15 protein-coding genes and 3 tRNA genes are annotated in these 17,729 nt (G+C 32.5%); 6 read left to right on the forward strand and 12 right to left on the reverse strand.

Annotated features, from left to right (window positions below; genetic code table 11):
• Positions 1-28: 28 nt before the first annotated feature.
• From ASD98_RS05940 to ASD98_RS05960, 5 genes are all read right to left on the reverse strand, one after another.
• Positions 29-928: a MerR family transcriptional regulator gene (locus ASD98_RS05940; RefSeq protein WP_056201469.1), complete on the reverse strand. Its 900-nt coding sequence runs from the start codon at positions 926-928 to the stop codon at positions 29-31.
• A gap of 71 nt (positions 929-999) precedes the next feature.
• Positions 1,000-1,959: an ion channel gene (locus tag ASD98_RS05945; RefSeq protein WP_056201472.1), complete on the reverse strand. Its 960-nt coding sequence runs from the start codon at positions 1,957-1,959 to the stop codon at positions 1,000-1,002.
• A gap of 14 nt (positions 1,960-1,973) precedes the next feature.
• A complete protein-coding gene (locus ASD98_RS05950) occupies positions 1,974-4,043 on the reverse strand; it encodes a CotH kinase family protein (RefSeq protein WP_056201475.1) in 2,070 nt (689 codons plus the stop codon).
• 141 nt (positions 4,044-4,184) lie between these two features.
• The gene (locus tag ASD98_RS05955) at positions 4,185-4,685 is read right to left on the reverse strand and encodes a tetratricopeptide repeat protein (protein WP_056201478.1); all 501 of its coding nucleotides are present in this window, start codon (positions 4,683-4,685) and stop codon (positions 4,185-4,187) included.
• Positions 4,686-4,839: 154 nt separating this feature from the next.
• On the reverse strand, positions 4,840-5,613 hold the full coding sequence (locus tag ASD98_RS05960) for a hypothetical protein (RefSeq protein ID WP_056201479.1): 774 nt from the start codon (positions 5,611-5,613) through the stop codon (positions 4,840-4,842).
• A 240-nt stretch (positions 5,614-5,853) separates the two neighbouring features.
• Between ASD98_RS05960 and ASD98_RS05965 the strand changes: the two genes are divergently transcribed.
• Genes ASD98_RS05965 through ASD98_RS05975 form a run of 3 tightly spaced genes read left to right on the forward strand, consistent with a single transcriptional unit; the run spans position 5,854 to position 11,722 of the window.
• Positions 5,854-7,785, forward strand: a complete 1,932-nt coding sequence (locus ASD98_RS05965) for a tetratricopeptide repeat protein (protein ID WP_128414789.1) — start codon at positions 5,854-5,856, stop codon at positions 7,783-7,785.
• Positions 7,786-7,795: 10 nt separating this feature from the next.
• The gene (locus tag ASD98_RS05970; RefSeq protein ID WP_056201482.1) at positions 7,796-8,557 is read left to right on the forward strand and encodes a LytTR family DNA-binding domain-containing protein; all 762 of its coding nucleotides are present in this window, start codon (positions 7,796-7,798) and stop codon (positions 8,555-8,557) included.
• 27 nt (positions 8,558-8,584) lie between these two features.
• Positions 8,585-11,722, forward strand: coding sequence for a T9SS type A sorting domain-containing protein (locus ASD98_RS05975; protein ID WP_056201483.1), 3,138 nt, complete (start codon positions 8,585-8,587; stop codon positions 11,720-11,722).
• A gap of 66 nt (positions 11,723-11,788) precedes the next feature.
• Here ASD98_RS05975 and ASD98_RS05980 read toward each other — a convergent pair whose 3' ends face one another.
• A complete protein-coding gene (locus ASD98_RS05980; protein ID WP_056201487.1) occupies positions 11,789-12,496 on the reverse strand; it encodes a hypothetical protein in 708 nt (235 codons plus the stop codon).
• Positions 12,497-12,695: 199 nt separating this feature from the next.
• Between ASD98_RS05980 and ASD98_RS05985 the strand changes: the two genes are divergently transcribed.
• Entirely contained in the window at positions 12,696-13,022 is a 327-nt protein-coding gene (locus ASD98_RS05985) for a helix-turn-helix domain-containing protein (RefSeq protein ID WP_056201488.1), read from the forward strand.
• A 111-nt stretch (positions 13,023-13,133) separates the two neighbouring features.
• Here the strand turns inward: ASD98_RS05985 and ASD98_RS05990 are convergent, their stop codons facing one another.
• From ASD98_RS05990 to ASD98_RS06005, 4 genes are all read right to left on the reverse strand, one after another.
• Positions 13,134-14,213 carry a cell division protein ZipA C-terminal FtsZ-binding domain-containing protein gene (locus ASD98_RS05990; protein ID WP_157849139.1) on the reverse strand — a complete coding sequence of 360 codons (1,080 nt, stop codon included), beginning with the start codon at positions 14,211-14,213 and terminating at the stop codon, positions 13,134-13,136.
• 252 nt (positions 14,214-14,465) lie between these two features.
• Positions 14,466-14,548 (reverse strand) — tRNA-Leu (locus ASD98_RS05995).
• A gap of 43 nt (positions 14,549-14,591) precedes the next feature.
• Positions 14,592-14,664, reverse strand: a tRNA-Lys gene (locus tag ASD98_RS06000).
• A 40-nt stretch (positions 14,665-14,704) separates the two neighbouring features.
• A tRNA-Lys gene (locus tag ASD98_RS06005) sits at positions 14,705-14,777 on the reverse strand.
• A 127-nt stretch (positions 14,778-14,904) separates the two neighbouring features.
• On the opposite strand from ASD98_RS06005, the gene ASD98_RS06010 reads away from it, so the two are divergent.
• A complete protein-coding gene (locus ASD98_RS06010; protein WP_056201493.1) occupies positions 14,905-15,423 on the forward strand; it encodes a shikimate kinase in 519 nt (172 codons plus the stop codon).
• Here the strand turns inward: ASD98_RS06010 and ASD98_RS06015 are convergent.
• Both ASD98_RS06015 and ASD98_RS06020 read right to left on the reverse strand, forming a co-directional pair.
• On the reverse strand, positions 15,415-15,915 hold the full coding sequence (locus ASD98_RS06015) for a phosphoribosyltransferase domain-containing protein (RefSeq protein WP_056201495.1): 501 nt from the start codon (positions 15,913-15,915) through the stop codon (positions 15,415-15,417). The two genes, ASD98_RS06010 and ASD98_RS06015, sit on opposite strands and share 9 nt — an antisense overlap.
• 179 nt (positions 15,916-16,094) lie before the next feature.
• A complete protein-coding gene (locus ASD98_RS06020) occupies positions 16,095-16,484 on the reverse strand; it encodes an RNA-binding S4 domain-containing protein (protein ID WP_056201498.1) in 390 nt (129 codons plus the stop codon).
• Positions 16,485-16,563: 79 nt separating this feature from the next.
• On the opposite strand from ASD98_RS06020, the gene ASD98_RS06025 reads away from it, so the two are divergent.
• Positions 16,564-17,697 carry an FKBP-type peptidyl-prolyl cis-trans isomerase gene (locus tag ASD98_RS06025; protein ID WP_056201501.1) on the forward strand — a complete coding sequence of 378 codons (1,134 nt, stop codon included), beginning with the start codon at positions 16,564-16,566 and terminating at the stop codon, positions 17,695-17,697.
• The last annotated feature ends 32 nt before the right edge of the window (positions 17,698-17,729 follow it).

A 17,729-nucleotide genomic window follows, 5' to 3' on the forward strand; every position in this document is an offset into this window, starting at 1 on the left:
CAAATATACAAAAACTTTAAACAAAACTTTAAATAGTCTCCATTGTTTCTTCCATTGAATCAAAAATACGGATTCTTTCCGGCAGTACTTTTTGATCAATATGTTCAACCATTTTACCCATAAGCCAGATTTCATTGTTTTTTTGCAGCAGTTTTTGCCCCATTGACTTAACATATTGATTAATAACACTACGATCCGGCTGAATGGTCATAAAGGATACAAAAGTGATGTTTTCAAAATGTTTGGTTAGATCCTGTAGATTTTCGATTGGCATACTTTCACCTAAATAAATGGTTTTATAACCTTTAGATAAAATTTCATATTGAAGATAAAGAAGTCCAATTTGATGAATTTCATTTAATGGAAGTGAAAGAACAAAAATCCTGTCTGTTTTGGTTGGTTTTTGAATCTGAAGGCTTTCGGTATAAATTAGAATTTTCTGTTTGATCAAATGACTCATAAAATGTTCATTTGCAGGTGTGATTGTTTCCGACTGCCACAATAATCCTAATTCTTTTAATAAAGGTAAAAAATGTTCCTTAAAAACTTCTTTGAAAGTTTTTTCAGAAATAAGCCAGTCAAAAGTGTTGAAAAACAATTCCTGATCAAAATTCATCATGGCCATTTTGAAAGATGTAATGGCGTAATTTTGAGAGTTTTTCTTCGAAATAATTTCACGAACCAACTGCGGAATTTTTTCTTCCGGGTAAGTTGCTATTTTAGAAATTTTATAACCGTATTCGTGTAATAATGTGATGTTTAAAAGTTTTTGTAGATTTTGCAGATTATAAAGCCTGATATTGGTATCAGTACGCATTGGCTCCAAAATGTTATATCTTTTTTCCCAAATGCGAATTGTATGTGCTTTTATTCCGGATAAATTCTCGAGATCTTTTATACTGAAAACAGTTTTTATGTTGTTTACCATTTTATAGGATTATGTAAACAAAAGTAAAATAAAATCTCAAAAAACCTTAAAAACTATATAAAAATGATGCTTTATAATAAGTTTGTAGTATCAAACTGATTTAATTTGTCTAAATGTAAAATCGTTTTAGTACCATCTTTGCTTCGGTTGTACATGGTTTGGAATTTTGCGCCATATATTATTTCATTAAAAGTATACGAAGTTCTGGCTGCCACGGTATTACTAAACATATCATCAAAAGTGGTTATGAAGACTAAAATCTCACCGTGTGTTTTCTTAAAATCCTCTTCGGTAAAATTGTACAGCGGACTGTTTTTATCAATTGGGTGAACTAATGTCCAGCTTAATGATAGTGCATTTATGCGGTCTAATTCGAGATTAAGATTATAAAATTTATTTACTCTCTGGCCGTTTTCTTCCATACTCATTCCTAAAGTAACTTTTGCGGCTGCATCTGTAAAATTGGTGTTTTTAAAAGGAACAAGGCGTATCATTAAACCTTTGCCTTCTCCATAAGGAGAAATTAAAGCGTTATGCGAAAATTTTAAAAAAGCAGTTGGTTTGCTGAATCTTCCAAAGAATAAACCGGTTGCAATGGCAAAACTGAGCAAACCAATCAAGGCCTCGGCAGCAGATAAAGCACTTGTAAGGAATCCAGTTGGACTGATATGTCCGTAACCCACGGTTGTAAATGTCTGCGCACTGAAAAAATAAGCTTGCCCAAACTGAGTTAAAATACTTCCGGATGGCGAAATTCCGTCGAGATGTTCAATCCCGATGGCATAATAAACAACCGCAAAAATAAAATTGATTATAATATAAAAAGAAAATAAAATAAGCATGAATTTCCAGTTCGGCATTTCGATCATGGTATGATACCAGCTTATTCGTCTAAGCAGGTTCATGCCTCTTTTTTCGATATTTGGAGTTCCGTTTTTATTTACAAATCTTCCGCCGTAGCTTCCGGCATTGGTGCCAAATCCTGAATTTTTATCTGTTTGAAGTGTATTTGTTTTTCTTAAAATCGACATGCAGTTTTTTACTGTTATTGTTTGATTACTTTTTTGGTACTGTATCCATTTTCATTGGAAATCGAAATATAATAAATTCCTTTTGGATACAAACTCCAATCTGTTTTTATTGTATTAGAATCTTGTTTGGATTCATATAATAAACGTCCCAGTACATCATACACTTTGTAATTCAAAATTGGTTTGTCTGCCTGAATAGTCAATGTGTTTTTTACCGGATTTGGATATAAAACGGCACTTTTTAATTCAACGCTTTCAGGAACAGATAAATTAGTATCAGATGCTGCAATCCAGCTCGAAGCCAGCGCATTGTCAAGGTCAGTACTGGAAAGCTGTAAATAATTTCCGTTTCCATCTGCACTTGGCCACGGAGATACATTTGTATATTCAACAGAATCGATTGTGTTTCCAAAACCATCAGCTAAAACTATTTTTTGTGATGTATTGGATAAATTTCGGGAGAATTGCCCAAAAGCTGTTACTCCGTATTTAGATTCAAAAGTAGTTTTATTACTTGTAATATAAATACCCTGATTTGTCGCTAATGTTGAATTAGCAGGAAATTGATACGAAAGACCCAATTCGCTTAAATAAATACCAGTTAAATTAATTGTAGTATTACCTGTATTTCTAATTTCTATGAATTCCAAATCATTGCTGGTTGGAAAAGTAGCGGAAACGCCGGGATTGTAATTTATCTTTGTGATAACAAGCGAAGGAATTTCGAGATTACTACAGGCGCTAAAACTTCCTAACTGGCCTGTTATCCATGAAATTCTATTAGATAAAAAAGATTTTAGACTGCTAATTTCAAGTGCATCGTTTGGAATTGTTCCCCATTTTTGATTTTCTCTCGCTTTTGCTTCACTGATATAATTTACAGTTTCGTCGATAAACTGAGTAAGGCTGTTGTAGTTTAAAGGCTGTCCTTGTAATGTAAGCTCATTCCATCTTTTAGTGAAATAACATTTAAAAGTAGTGTCATTAAATAAATCCTGCCAAAATCTGGCACCTTCATTATCTCCGTTTGAAAACTGCCAGACATTGTATTTGCTTCTGTCAAATCCCCAGCTAAATAAATCGTTTCCGTAGGTTAAATTAAAATCCCAAATAGGGCCGGCACGCAGTTTTCCTTCTTTGTCTTTATGGAAATAAGTGCTGTATTGATAACTATCGACATTGGAAGCAAATTCAGCCAAAATCATATAATCAACAAATGAAGGAACATCAATAATCGATGAATACCCTGTTGCTAAATCAGTATTGTGTGAGGTGGTCGTAGTTTCCAGATTTTGAAATTGACTTTTTATATAATCATTTTGCGGAACAGTTACGTTTTCGGGTTTTGGTAATTCATGAATAAAATCTACAGAAGATCCATTATAAGAAGACATTGTCCAGGCAACAGGATCTCCGCCCGTTGTTTTATCGGCTTTTGTAATATAGCCTCCGCTGACATTTGGAAGTGTATTATCAGTATCAGCCATTTTAATGACGTTCACTCTGTTAACGTTTGATTTTACTTTTTCCTGTAAAATATACAATCCTTTGTATTCATTGTTAATGACGACTTCGCAATAAACAGTTCTGGTAGCATAATCGCCAATTTGTCTGGATAAATTATAGGAAATATAATCACGAATACAAGAAGGATCAAAAGCTAATGAGTTTAAAATCCAGTCGTTTTCTACTGGCATTCCCAGTAAACTGACATTATTATTGCTTGTGTTATTTGCTTTTAAAGTCGTAAATCCGTAGGGTTTTTTCGGAAGAGTTTGTGAACTCGATCCTCTCAGCTCGATGCCAATTCTTCCGTTATAATTTAGATAAGCGGCGTTATCAATATCGGTTAAAAAATTTCGGCTTCCATCTGGTCTTTTAATGATTTTCATCGATGCCAAAACTTTTGGATCATCGGGAATTTCAATTGGCTGATTCGTATTGGGATCTATATCTGTATTAATTATAACGATAGGTAAATTGCTATCTGTAAAGGTTTGTGATTTTACATTGGCTGTAAAAAGAAAAACCAATATGAAAAAGATATAAGAAGTGTAAGTTTTTGAAAAGTAGTGTTTTATCATGGTCAGGTTAGTTTGTAACAAATGTAACAACTAACCGGATTATTAAAAAGTGGGCACTATTTTTTTATGAATAAGATATAAAAAGCAATCTGCAAACATATTCTTTTGCAGATTACCTTTTGTTAACACAAATTTGATTTATTATTTACAAAAAGTGCTTTTGTTTTTTATGGCACTTTGGCTTCCTAATTCGATTGCTTTCAAGAAATCTTTGCAGGAATTTACTTTGTCTCCAATTTTATTGTAAGCCAAACCTCGTAAATTGTAAGCAACATAATCTCTTGGGTTTAAACCAAGTGAAAATGTACAGTCTTCGATCGCTTCTTTGTATTTTAAGAGCATAAAGTTTACATTGGCGCGGCCGGTAAAAGCATCGGCATTCATGTTGTCTAATTCGATGGTTTTGTTAAAATCATCCATAGCGCCTTTTAAGTCATTGAGCTTATATTTTGCCACGCCGCGATTTTGATACGCTTCAACAAATTTAGAATTTTTGCGAATGGCTTTTGTGTAATCAGCAATTGCGCTTTTGTAATTTCCGGTTGCAGCTTTGTTAAAAGCTTTGTTAAAATAAATTTCTGCGGTTTGTGACCACGAAGAAAAGCTTATCATAATAAATGATAATAATAGTAGGTTTTTCATAAAACTAATTTGGGATTAGCAGGTTAATTATTCTTCCAACGAATTTAGCAAAGTTTTATTTTTATGAAAGAATTTTTTTGTAAAATAATTACTAATTATGAATTGTGAATTGTGAATTGTGAATTGTGTTTTTGGTATAAATACCTTTAAGGATTTATTTCTTCTGTGTTCCTATTAAATACAGCACAACTCCGGGGCCGGATTTTACACGGTTAATTTGCCAGTTATAAGTTTCTGTATTATCTAAGTCTTTTACAAGATCATTCATTTCTTCGACAGAATAAGTTCTTAATGAAGAAACAATGCCATCCCATAAAACGAAAAGAGGAACTACAGGAATTAAATAGGTAAAAATAATGCGGCCAATTTTAAAAGGCCTGATAAAAGGTGTAGTTAATAAAACACTTATTGGAGAAAAAATCATTGCCGTAATACTGGCAAAACTTCTTTCCTGTACTTCAAAAATTGCGATTGGAAATTTAGAATCTACTGCATTTTGCAAAATTTGTTTAGCGTCGTTTGGCTTAAAATGATGTAAGGAAAGAAATTGTGTTCTCAGTCCTTTTAATTCTGCAGGAACATTTCGTGCATCGACAGAATGACTTATGTATTCAAAATTATCAGCATGCTTTTTAGTGTATTCAAAAGCTGGAATGTTTGGGTAATAATCGGTCAGAATGATTTTTAAGTTTGGGATTTCTTTTTTTAATTCACCATTTAACCAAATAAGTCCGCCGCCTCCGCCAGAAGCAAGATCAATAATTGTCGTCGTATGATTGGTTTTTAAAATAGCTGTAAGTAAAGGAACAACGGGTTTGTACATTCCGGTTTTATTTGAAAGGAATTGTAAAAAGTCAGTTATGTAGTTTCTTAAAAAAACAGGAAACCATTTTTGATCTTCAAATTCAAATAAATGTATTCGTGCCATAGAAATAATTTTAAGGAAATAGAAACAGTGATGAAGTTACAAAAAATATTGAAAAGGATTATTTAGACCTATAAGATATGTATTAAAAAAAGACTTGCCAAGCTAGGTTTTTCAAGGTTTTTAAGATTGGAATAAATGAAAATTACCAAATAATAAATGAAACCTGAGAAATAATAATTCATGTTCTGTTACTAAAAAACATATCATACATTTGTCTCACAACAAGCAAAATAAAAAATAGTGAACCAAAAATTACGTCTAATAATTTTCTTTTTCTTCTTTCTTCTTTGGCAGATGACGAATGCACAAAACGTGCAGATCGACAGCTTAAAAAGAGTGCTAAGTTATACTAAGATTGATACTTCAAAAGTCAATCAGTATAATAAAATTGCCGACTTATATAAAGAAATCAATCCTGATTCGACATTGTTTTATGCTCAAAAAGCGGCAAGTCTAAGTTTGAAATCTGACTTTACTTTTGGACTTGCAACAGCTTACATTAATAAAGGCAACGCTTCAATCATTTTAGGAAATTATCCAAATGCTCTAAAATATTTTAAAACTGCTCAATTAGAATTTAAAAAAGTTTTAAAGGAAGATTCAGGTAAAAAAGTAAAAAGCGGCCTGGCACGTGCTTATGCCAGTTCCGGGGTTGTGTATTCAGAACAAAGCAATCAAATTCTGGCATTGAAAAATTACGAAGAAGCTTTAAGGCTTTATCAGGAAATCGATGATCAGGCAAGTGTTTCTAAGGCACTTAATAATATCGGGATTATTTATAAATCGCAATTAAATTATCCAAAAGCATTAGAATATTTAAAAAAGGCCTCTAAAATTCAATCGGCTTTAGGAGAACAAAATGCGGCTGTTACATTGACGAATATTGGGGCGATTTATTTTGAAACCGGAGAAAATAAAAATGCATTTCTGTATTACGAAAAAGCAAAAAAACTTTTTGAAAATAATGATAACAAACGTGGATTTGCTCTTTTGTGCAATTACTTAGGCGACTATTATAAAAAGGAAAACAATATAAATCTTGCAAATGATTATTATACAAAATCGCTGAATTTGTATGAAGAACTGCAAAATAAATTTGGGGCTTCGCTTTCCTTATACAATATCGCTGGCTTACTTCAAAACCAAAAAAAATATAAAGAAGCAATGCCTTTTGCTGAGAAATCTCTTGCTTATGCAAAAGAAATAGGAGTGCTGGATCAGACGTATCATTCTGAAAAATTATTGAGCGAATTATACGAAGCTTTAAATGATCCAAAAGCAGCATTAGAACATTATAAAAATTATGTACAAGCACGTGATAGTATTATTAACGAAACGACAAGTCAGAAATTTGCTTTGGCAGAAGTCAATTACGAATACAGAAAAAAGGAAGCTTTATTATCTGAAAAGAATAAAAGACAGATTCAATTTATTGTTTTCTCCATTTTAGGTGCTTTACTTTTAATTGCCTTGATATTGGTAATTTATAATCGAATGCAGGTTAAACGCCAGCTCACATTGAAAAAAGAAGTTGCGGAGTATGAGCAAAAAGCACTGCATTTACAAATGAATCCGCATTTTGTCTTTAATTGTTTGAGTTCGATTTCGAGTTTTATTGTTCAGAACGGAACCGATTCGGCTTTGAAATATTTGTCTAAATTCTCAAAACTAATGCGGCTTACACTCGAATATTCAAAAGGTTCATTGATTCCGATTGATAAAGAAATTGAAAGTCTGCAGAATTATCTGGAATTAGAAAAACTCCGCTTTCATGACAAATTTGAGTTTGAAATAAGATCAAGCGAAAGAGTCGAATTTAATATGGGATTGCCGCCTTTACTAATTCAGCCTTTTGTAGAAAATGCGATTCTTCACGGAATTGTTCCCAAAGAAGGAACAGGAAAAATCGAAGTTGATTTTGATGTCGAAAAAGAACAATTGATTTGTACGATTACGGATGATGGTATAGGCTTATCTGAATCGAAACATTTAAAAGAAAACTCCGTTACGGCTCATAAATCAATGGCTTTGGGAATTACAAAAAAGCGTTTGGAAATTATGGAATCCATAACCTCCAAATCTGCACAGATAGAAATTACCGAATTAGAATCACAAAATAAAAAAACAGGAACAAAAGTCGTTTTGCGTCTGCCTGTTCAATACATACCTTAATTTTTAATAAATGATAACAGCAGTATTAATAGAGGACGACAAACATTTGAGAACAGGTCTAAAAGCGCTTTTAGAACGTTATACAAATGATATTTTAATTATTGGCGAAGCCGAAAGTGTAAAAACCGGAATTGCCGTTATTGAAAAATTAAGGCCTCAGGTTATTTTTCTGGATATTCATTTAACCGATGGAACTGGTTTTGACATTCTCGAAAGGCTAAACAAAGTAAACGGAAAATTAAATGCACACGTCGTATTTATCACTGCGCATGAACAATACGCTGTAAAGGCATTTAAATTTAGTGCTCTTGATTTTATCTTAAAACCTGTTGATCCCGAAGAATTGCAAGATACAATGGCAAAAATTAAAGAAGCTGTTGGGAAAAACAATTCATTCGAAAACATTGATTTACTGCTGGAAAATATTCGAAAAAAAGTAGATAATTTTAAACGTATCGCGCTTTCTACAAGCGATGGAATTCATTTGTTTGAAGTTTCGGATATCATTCGCTGTGAAGCAAAAATTAACTACACGCAGTTTTTTATTAAAAATCACAAACCAATATTAATTTCCAAAACGCTTAAGGAATACGAAGAATTACTCTCTGAACATGGTTTTGAGCGCATTCATCAATCACATTTAATCAACTTGTCTTATCTGAAATCTTATATAAAAACAGATGGCGGCTATGTGATTATGGCTGATAATTCGAATATTCCGATTGCGCAAAGCAAAAAAGAAAAACTGCAGGAATTAATAAATGCCCTTTAACTCTTATCCCCAAAAACCAAAATAATTATGAGAAAAAAATTACTCTTGTTTTTACTGTTTTTCACAGTAATATTAAAGGCACAGATTTTAAGTTTTACTGATCCAACATTTAAAACAATGCTTGTAAATGGAGGCGCGGCAAATTTTACGGCTTATTCTGGCGGCGCTGCTGTTACGAGAATCGATACTAATTTTGATAATCAAATTCAGGTTTCTGAAGCGGCTTTAATTGATAAACTTTGGATTGAAGGTACCAATGCTTATGCCGTTACCAATATTCAGGGAATTGAAGGTTTTACGAATGTGACTGAATTGGGTTTTAACGGAATCAGCACTACTTCAATCAATTTAAGCGGTATGCCAAACCTCAAAACAATTTATGTAAAAAGTCCAACTTTGACCTCAGCGACAGTTTCAGGAATGAATGGATTAACGGGAGTTACTTTTATGGAAAATCCGTTGATGACTACTTTGAATATTTCGAATTGTACCAGTCTTTCTAATATCGTGGCGCAGCAAAACCCGGCTTTTTCTACATTGAATTTTGGCAGTCTTTTGGCTTTGAAGCAAGTGTATTTAGAAGATAATGTTTTGACGGAACTTGATTTAACAGGCTGCCCGAATATGGAATATTTTAATGCAGTAAATAATAAACTGACAACATTAAATGTTTCAGGATTAACAAAACTGACTACTTTTTTAATAACAGATAATCCAACTTTAGAAGATATAAATGCTTCGGGATGTTCACTGCTTAATTTTCCGCAGTCTACTTTTCTTTCTTATAATGTATTAAAAACTGCTGATTTTTCGAATTGTTCCAGTTTGCAAAATCTTCTAATTCAGGATAATCTGCTGACTACTTTAAATTTATCAGGCTGCAGTTCGTTACAGGGGTTAAATGTTTATAACAATGCATTGACAAATTTAAGTCTCACAGGATGTTCGGCACTTTTGACTATTGAGTGTTCTAAAAATCAATTAACCGCTTTAGATTTGAGTTCGTCTCCCAATCTTACACAACTTAGAGCAAACACAAATTCTATTTCAAATTTGAATTTGGCTGGTACTGTGAATTTAAAAAATGTTTTTTTGAATTCTAATCAAATTCCTTCGGTTGATCTTTCGGGAAATACAAATTTGGAAATTTTAGAATTGGATACTAATCCAACAGCAAATCTAAATCTTTCAGGATGCGCGAAGTTGAATATTTTAAGTATTCAGGATGTTCCGCTGATAACCGCCGACTTCTCAAATTGCAATGCGCTTAAAGTTATTAGTAATACGAGTGAAGCGTTGAATTCAATAAATGTTCAGGGCTGCAGTGCGCTTGAAACACTTGTACTTGCCGGGACAAATGTTCAAAAAGCACCTTTGACTTCGTTGAATCTATCTGGATTGACTAATTTGAAACTTTTAAACTGCAGTTATAGCAACATCAATTTGATTAATTTAACAAATTGCAGTGCATTGATAAATGTATTTTATTATGATATTCCTTTAGCGGCAGTTGATTTCTCTGATTCGCCAAATATTACGGTTTTAAATATTACTAAAACAGGATTGCAAAATATTGATGTTTCGAATTTTTCAGCATTTCAATCTTTGACAGCAAATGATAATCCGAATCTGAAAATGGTGTTTGCAAAAAACGGACGTGATGAAGATTTGTTTTTTAATGCCGGAAATTCAAATTTGATTTTTGTTTGTCAGGATGATGCAAATGTAGCAGATACAAAAAGTTATTTAGTTGGATTAGGTTTGTCAGCAGTTGTGGTAAATTCATACTGCAGTTTTAATCCGGGCGGCAGCTACAATACCATAACCGGAACAATTGCTTTTGATGTTGATAATAATGGCTGCGATGCTGCCGATTCAAAACAAGCTAATGTAAAAGTGAATTTAAATGATGGTTCTTCTTTAAGTTCAACTTTTACAGATTTAAACGGAAAATATACTTTTTTTACCGATACCGGAAATTTTAATATAACAACAGCGGTTGAGAATCCTGCCTTCTTTTCTGTTTCGCCAACAACACCAGTTGTTTCATTTGCAGATAACAACAATAACACAGCCCAGCAAAATTTTTGTGTAAGCGCATTAGGAACAAATAGTGATGCTGAAATTGTGATTACGCCTATATATCCTGCAAAACCCGGATTTATGGCATGGTATGAGATTTTGATACGAAATAAAGGAAATCAAACGCTAAATGGCACAGCTAACTTTACATACAATCAAAGTGTATTACATTATGGAATAGCTACGCAGGCACCAAATGTTCAAATGCCGGGAACTATTGGTTGGAATTACGCTAATTTGCTTCCGTTTGAGAGCAGAAGAATTTATGTGGGATTAAATGTAAATACTCCTGTTCAGGTTCCGCCAGCAAATTTGGGAGATATTTTAAACTTTACAGCTTCAATAAATCCAATTGCTGGAGATAGTAATCCGGCCGATAATCAATTTGTTTTTAATCAGGAAATAGTTGGTTCATTTGATCCAAATGATATTACTTGTTTAGAAGGCGAGAGTGTTTCTCCTTCAACAATTGGAGATTATTTACATTACGGAATCAATTTTGAAAACACAGGCACGGCCGAAGCTGAGAATGTGGTTGTAAAGGTCGTTATTGATGAAAGTAAGTATGATATTAGTTCACTTCAGTTATTAGATGCATCACATGCAGTACATGTTGTCATCAAAGGAAATACAGCCGAATTTATTTTTGCTAAAATTAAATTGAGCACCTCAAAAGCGCCGCCGGTTGGAGGTCATGGAAATATTTTATTTAAGATAAAAACACTGCCTTCGCTTCATTCAGGAGATGAGGTTGAACAAGATGCCAGTATTTATTTTGATTATAACGAAGCAGTTGATACAAATACGGCAGAAACCATTTTTAAATCATTAGGCAATAAAGACTTTGAAAAAGACAGCACTATAAATATATATCCAAATCCAACAAAAGGGGAGGTATTTATTAATTGTGATAATACATTAAAAAGAATTGAATTGTTTGATGTTCAGGGAAGAATACTTCAGTCTGTAATTGAAAACAAAAATAGTTCGAAAATTAATCTATCCAATAAATCAAACGGATTGTATTTTATCAGAGTAATTTCTGAAAAAGGAATTTCTGTAGAAAAAATAATTAAGGAATAAATTTAAGTTGCCATTTTATTCTGATTTAAGAGCCTTTCAAAGTTTGATGACTTTGAGAGGCTTTTTTTACAGTAATTCACGGTTCAAATTCAAAAGCACTAATTTATTCTGAATGGTTATTAATTCTTGCATCGAATTTTTTAAATCAATCGGCATAGAGTCAATTTCCTTTTGTTTGGCATAAAACTCATTTTCATCTTTATAATGTGTAATGCTCACTAAAAGATTTTTATCTTGAAAAGCAGGTAATCCTGGAAAATCATTTTCAACCATTTCGCTTACCCAAAGTGTTATATCTTCTATTTTTAAATTTTTAAGAAAAGGGATGTAAGTGGTTTCAAATAAATTAATAACCTTTTCAAGAGTGTTATTACAGATATAGAAATCTACAACACTAAATGTTTTATCTGTTTTTAGTAACTCAGTATTAATTTCTTTTTTTAAAGGTCGTAACAAATAAACATTATCCGAGTTTATCATCATCTCGTTCGCACCTTTGCCATATTCTTTCCAGGTTGTACTATTGATATAAAAATCATTCAAAAATTTTGATCTGGTTTTCATGTCAGTAAAACCACGAAACCAAACAAATCGATCATTTATGTTGTCAATTTTAAATTCTCCCAACGTGTAGCCGCCTAATTCATTCATTGGAGTAACAAATTTCGAATGAAAATAATCGCGGAACTTATCGGTTAAATTTGGTTTTAATAAATAATTACGGATTTCTAATACTTTTATGTTTTCTGGAATTTTCTGGGTTAGATTACTCATATTGATTTATGTATAATTAATAGTATTGGTTTACGAGAGTTATAGCATAAATGAATTGCTGTCATTTTATATTCATCTTCTTAAAAGCCTTAACAAATAAAGTAATTTAATATCTTTATCGCAAGTACGTACATTTTAGTTCTTTAGGTTCTAAAAGTATACTATTGTTGATTATGAGTTGTTTGTAAAATAAATAGTTATGGAGAAAAAAAATATAAAAGTATATTGCCCGGTTGATTATGCTTTTCAAAGAATAGGAGGGAAATACAAAGGAAGAATTTTATGGTATTTAAAAGATGGTTTGATGAGATACGGTGAATTGAAAAAAGCTGTTGAAGGCATAACGCCAAAAATGCTTACTCAAACACTCAAAGAGTTAGAAGCTGATGAGCTGATTTCAAGAAAGGTTTATCCAGAAGTTCCGCCTCGTGTTGAATATACTCTTATTGAAAATGGACAAGAGCTAATTCCTTTTATCAGTCAAATGAGGATTTGGGGTGAAAAGCAAATGGGTATGAATAAATGATTTAATTTGCTTCCGTTTACAGATGTGAGTGGTGGGTATATAAAATAAAAACGCCTTTAAATAAGGCGTTTTATTATAAATAATTATTAAGTGTGATCCTGCATACTAAATCTAGAACATTCTTAATGCTTTGTCAGAACCCGCTTTTATTCCTCTACTATCCATTTTCTTTATAAGTTTATTTATCTTATTTCTTTCGTTTGTAACATTAATAGGGTTCATGTCTTTGTCTAAGATTTTTCCACCTAAACGTTTCTGACAATATTCAACTGCATTTAACATAACTTCAAAAACATTCTTAGGATCTGCACTTCTTGGTACAGAGAAACCAAAAATCAAATTTTGAGGATTCATATTTCCATCTTTAATTTCTTCTGGCAAAAAATATCCCGGCTCTGTTGTTGTCCATACGCTAAAATATTGGTCATGACCATAATCTGTATTATTGCTCCAATGAAATAAGTCGCCATCACCCCAGTTTAATCCGACACTTTGAAGTGCATCCCAAGTTTTAAGACCATCAAACTGCTCGTTGCTTTGCAGTACAACTATCATATTTATATTAAATTCATTATAAATACTTACAAGCTCTTTTGCTTTTTGAATAGCACTTTCTGTAGACTCACTTTTTTCAAGCCTTATTTTGGTTGGGTATTTTTTAATTCTTTTTTCAAGTTCAACAATATAACGTTCAAGTTTTTTAGGATCGTAGTTTGGATTTTCCTCATTAAATATTCCCTGAACATCAACTGCTACTTGTAGTTTGCTATATATTTCTGGTGACCCTCCCGCATAAGCAAAAGTCCACTTGTTGTCTTCGGGTGAAAAACCATAAATAGCAGATTGAAAATTAGTTCTCCAATCATAGTCAAACATTTTAGAAAAGTCTTCTTTCTTAAAATTTTCACCATTTAAGGGTATTAAATTAATGATCCAATCTTTATTAGGATCTGCTTTATATTCAATATTTTCATATTCAACTGGTATACTGTGAAATGATAGCTTTGTTGTGTCCAATATGTAAGTAGCATCTTCTGATGGCTTATCAAGATTTAAATCTTTGATTCTTTCGTTACTTTGAGATTGAGTCGACATAAAATATTTATCATGTTCCGATCCTGAATTTGACTTCAAAAAAGAATAAGCGATAAGTCCCACAAATAAAAGCCCTGCAATAATGTAGATTGTCATTCTGTTCATTGTTTTTATTGTTTGATAATCTATTTCGTAACGTTGAATGTCGAAACAAAAGCTGAAAACGAAGTTAAGAATTATATTAATTCTATAGTATTAAAGTAAAAGTTAGATTTAAAAATTGAAAGATCTTGATGGGGTTCAAAAAATTACTAATGAATACTGACTTTGCAAAAGAGAAAAAATCTCGAAAGAATTTTCCAAGCATTAAAAAAGCCTGAAAAGATTCTCAGGCTTTTTAATTTTTAGTGACCATGGAGGGATTTGAACCCTCACGCCCTTGCGAGCACCACCCCCTCAAGATGGCGAGTCTACCGTTTCTCCACATGGCCTAAATGCAAAAAAGGTCAAGTAAATTAATACTCGACCTTTTTGTGACCCGACTGGGGCTCGAACCCAGGACCCCATCATTAAAAGTGATGTGCTCTACCGACTGAGCTATCGAGTCATTGCTTTCAAGAAACTTATTTTGTAAATCACAAATTTTGTGACCCGACTGGGGCTCGAACCCAGGACCCCATCATTAAAAGTGATGTGCTCTACCGACTGAGCTATCGAGTCATATTCGTTTCTTGAATGCGGGTGCAAATATAAGGAGTTTATTTTATTATTTGCAAGCAATTTTATTATAAATTTGTCTTTTTTTAACCAAAATTTACAATCCCTTAGTTTATAGGGTTTTATTAAAATGAAAAAAATCATCTTATTAGGATATATGGGTTGCGGAAAGTCAACAATTGCCCAAAACTTGTCAAAAATTACAAATATCCCCTTTCTCGATTTAGATAATTGTATCGAAAAAAAAACAAATTTGTCTATAAAAGAGATTTTCGAGAAGCATGGTGAAATCTATTTTAGAAAATTAGAGCACGAAATGTTTCTTGAATTACTTCAATCTTCAGAAAATAGTATTATAGGTTTAGGCGGAGGAACTCCATGTTATGCTAATAATCATTTATTATTGCAAAGAGAAGATATTGCATCTATATATTTAAAAGCTTCAATAGATACTTTATACAATAGATTAGTTTACAATAAAAGTAAACGACCTTTAATTGCAGATATGAATGAAGAGGAAATGAAAGAATTTATCGCAAAACATTTATTCGACAGAAGCTTTTATTATAATCATGCACAGCACAAAGTTGTAGTGGATGATAAAACAGTCGATGAAACAGTTGATGATATTTTAGAAATCTTAGCTTAAAAAGGCGTAATTGTCTCCGTTTTCGTCAAAAACAACCTGAACGTGCTCTAATAAAGATGTAGATAAAGAAATTCCTTTAAAATCGGCTTTTACAGGATACTTTTTGTGATTTCGGTCTACAAGCACCGCAGTTTTGAATTTTTTAAGCGGAACGTCCAAAAAATGGCGAACAGCGTAGATCAATGTTGTTCCTGAATTTAAAACATCATCAACAAGAACTAATCCTTTATTTGAATATTCTTCTGCAGATAAAGAAGTCTGAATAGGCAGCTGTGGATTTTGTTTGTCAACTCGTACTTCGCAAAGAGAAATTTTTAGAGTAGATATATCGCTTAATACAATAGCGATTTTTTGAGCAAAAACAGAACCGCTGGAAGCAATTCCCGCAATTACAACTTCTTCTTCGTCAACAAACGTCTCGTAAATTTGATAAGCGATACGTTTTATTTTGTGTTCGATTTCCTGATTGGTTAAGATGATGTTTTTACTCATGATTTATTTTTTTGCTAAAATACAATTAGAATTTTAGATTTTAGATTTTAGATTTCAGATTTTTGAGGAAATACCAATAAATAAAATTCCAATTTGATGTCGAGGTTTTGGATCTTCAATTGTTTGGAATAATTTTAGGTTTACTGAGTTTTGGAATTTGGAATTTAAAAAATTGGAATTTAATTTTCATCTTCTTCATCAGCAAGATCACTTCCGTAATCATCTATATCTCTTCTGTCTTTTTTTGTCGGTCTTCCGGTTCCGGTTTTACGATAATGTTCTTTAGATAGTTTTAATAACTCTAAATGTTCGTAAGCTTCTGCAGGTGTTTCGTTCTTGCGATAGATATCAACAAGTTTAGCTCCCACGCGACTTTCCGGAATATCGAGTACGGTTATAATTTGTGTAATTTGATCTTTTCTAAAAGTAATTCTATCAGTAGGAAAAACTTCTTTAGATGGTTTTGCAACTTGTCCATTTACTGTTACATGGTTCTTTTTACAAGCTTCAGTTACCATGTTTCTGGTCTTATAATAACGCACGCACCATAAGTATTTATCTATTCTCATAATTTTTCTAAAATCCAAGTTAAATTCTTTACAAAAATAAATCAATATTGTATCTTGCGCACCTAAAAAATTAACAATAATGAATAAATTTAAATATTATTTTATTTTATTACTTGCATGCCTAGCTGTAGTTTCTTGTAGTAAAGACCATGATGATCCGGAAACTGTTCCTTTGAGAGATTATAAGGCACAATATCTAGCTGACAATGATTCTATTGTTAAATATTTAAAGACTAATTATATAAAAGAAGTTACGGCTAATTTCGATATTACAATTGAAAAAATTCCGGCAGGAGGAACACAAACGTCAATCTGGGATCAAACAGTATATCCTTTACAATCCAGAGATGTTTACAATCACGATGTTACTTATAAGGTGTATTATTTATCCTTAAATAAAGGTACCGGGGAAGCTCCTTTAAATACAGACAGAATTTTTGCTTCGTATGCGGGAAGTTTGCTAAACGGGACGGTATTTGATTCTTCTTATGGTGTAGGAAGAAGTTTTGAATTATATATGTATGCTACGCAGTCTGTAATAGACGGCTGGGGTGAAATTTTCCCACAGTTTAAAACAGGTACGCCTAGTACGCCGGCTGCTGATGGTACCATAACGTATACAGATTTTGGTGCAGGAGTAATGTTTTTGCCTTCTGGATTAGGATATTATGGTTCAGGACAAGATGCTATTCCGGCTTATTCGCCTTTAGTATTTAGTTTTAAATTGTTTAGCCTTCAAAGGTTAGATCATGATTTTGACGGTGTTTTTGATTATCAGGAAGATATAAATGGAGATGGGTATGTGTATGATTTTAGAGATACTGCAAGATATCCAACTCCTCCAGCAACCATGGTGGCTGATGATACAGACAAAGATGGTATTCCGGATTATGTAGATAATGATGATGATGGTGATGGTTTTTCTACTTACTATGAAATTACAAAACCTGCAGAGCATATTGGCTGGGTAAATGGAGTATTCAATGGTGCAAGTACCTATTATCCTTGGGATCCTGTTGTAGACAATCCTAGTACACCAAATACAGATGAAACGGAGCCAAGAGGAATTCCTAGAAGACCAACAGGGCCTCTTAAAACGGAAGGACAGCCTGAATCAATTGATAATCCTAAAAGTTTTCTGCCAGCAGATTATACAACTGCAGGAAGACTAAGAATTCATTTGGATAAAACATATCCTTATCAAAAGAAATAAGAAATTATTAAGCATAAAAAAACCTCGAAAAG

Origin of the sequence: Flavobacterium sp. Root186 (assembly GCF_001428525.1) — a bacterium.
Classification (GTDB): domain Bacteria; phylum Bacteroidota; class Bacteroidia; order Flavobacteriales; family Flavobacteriaceae; genus Flavobacterium.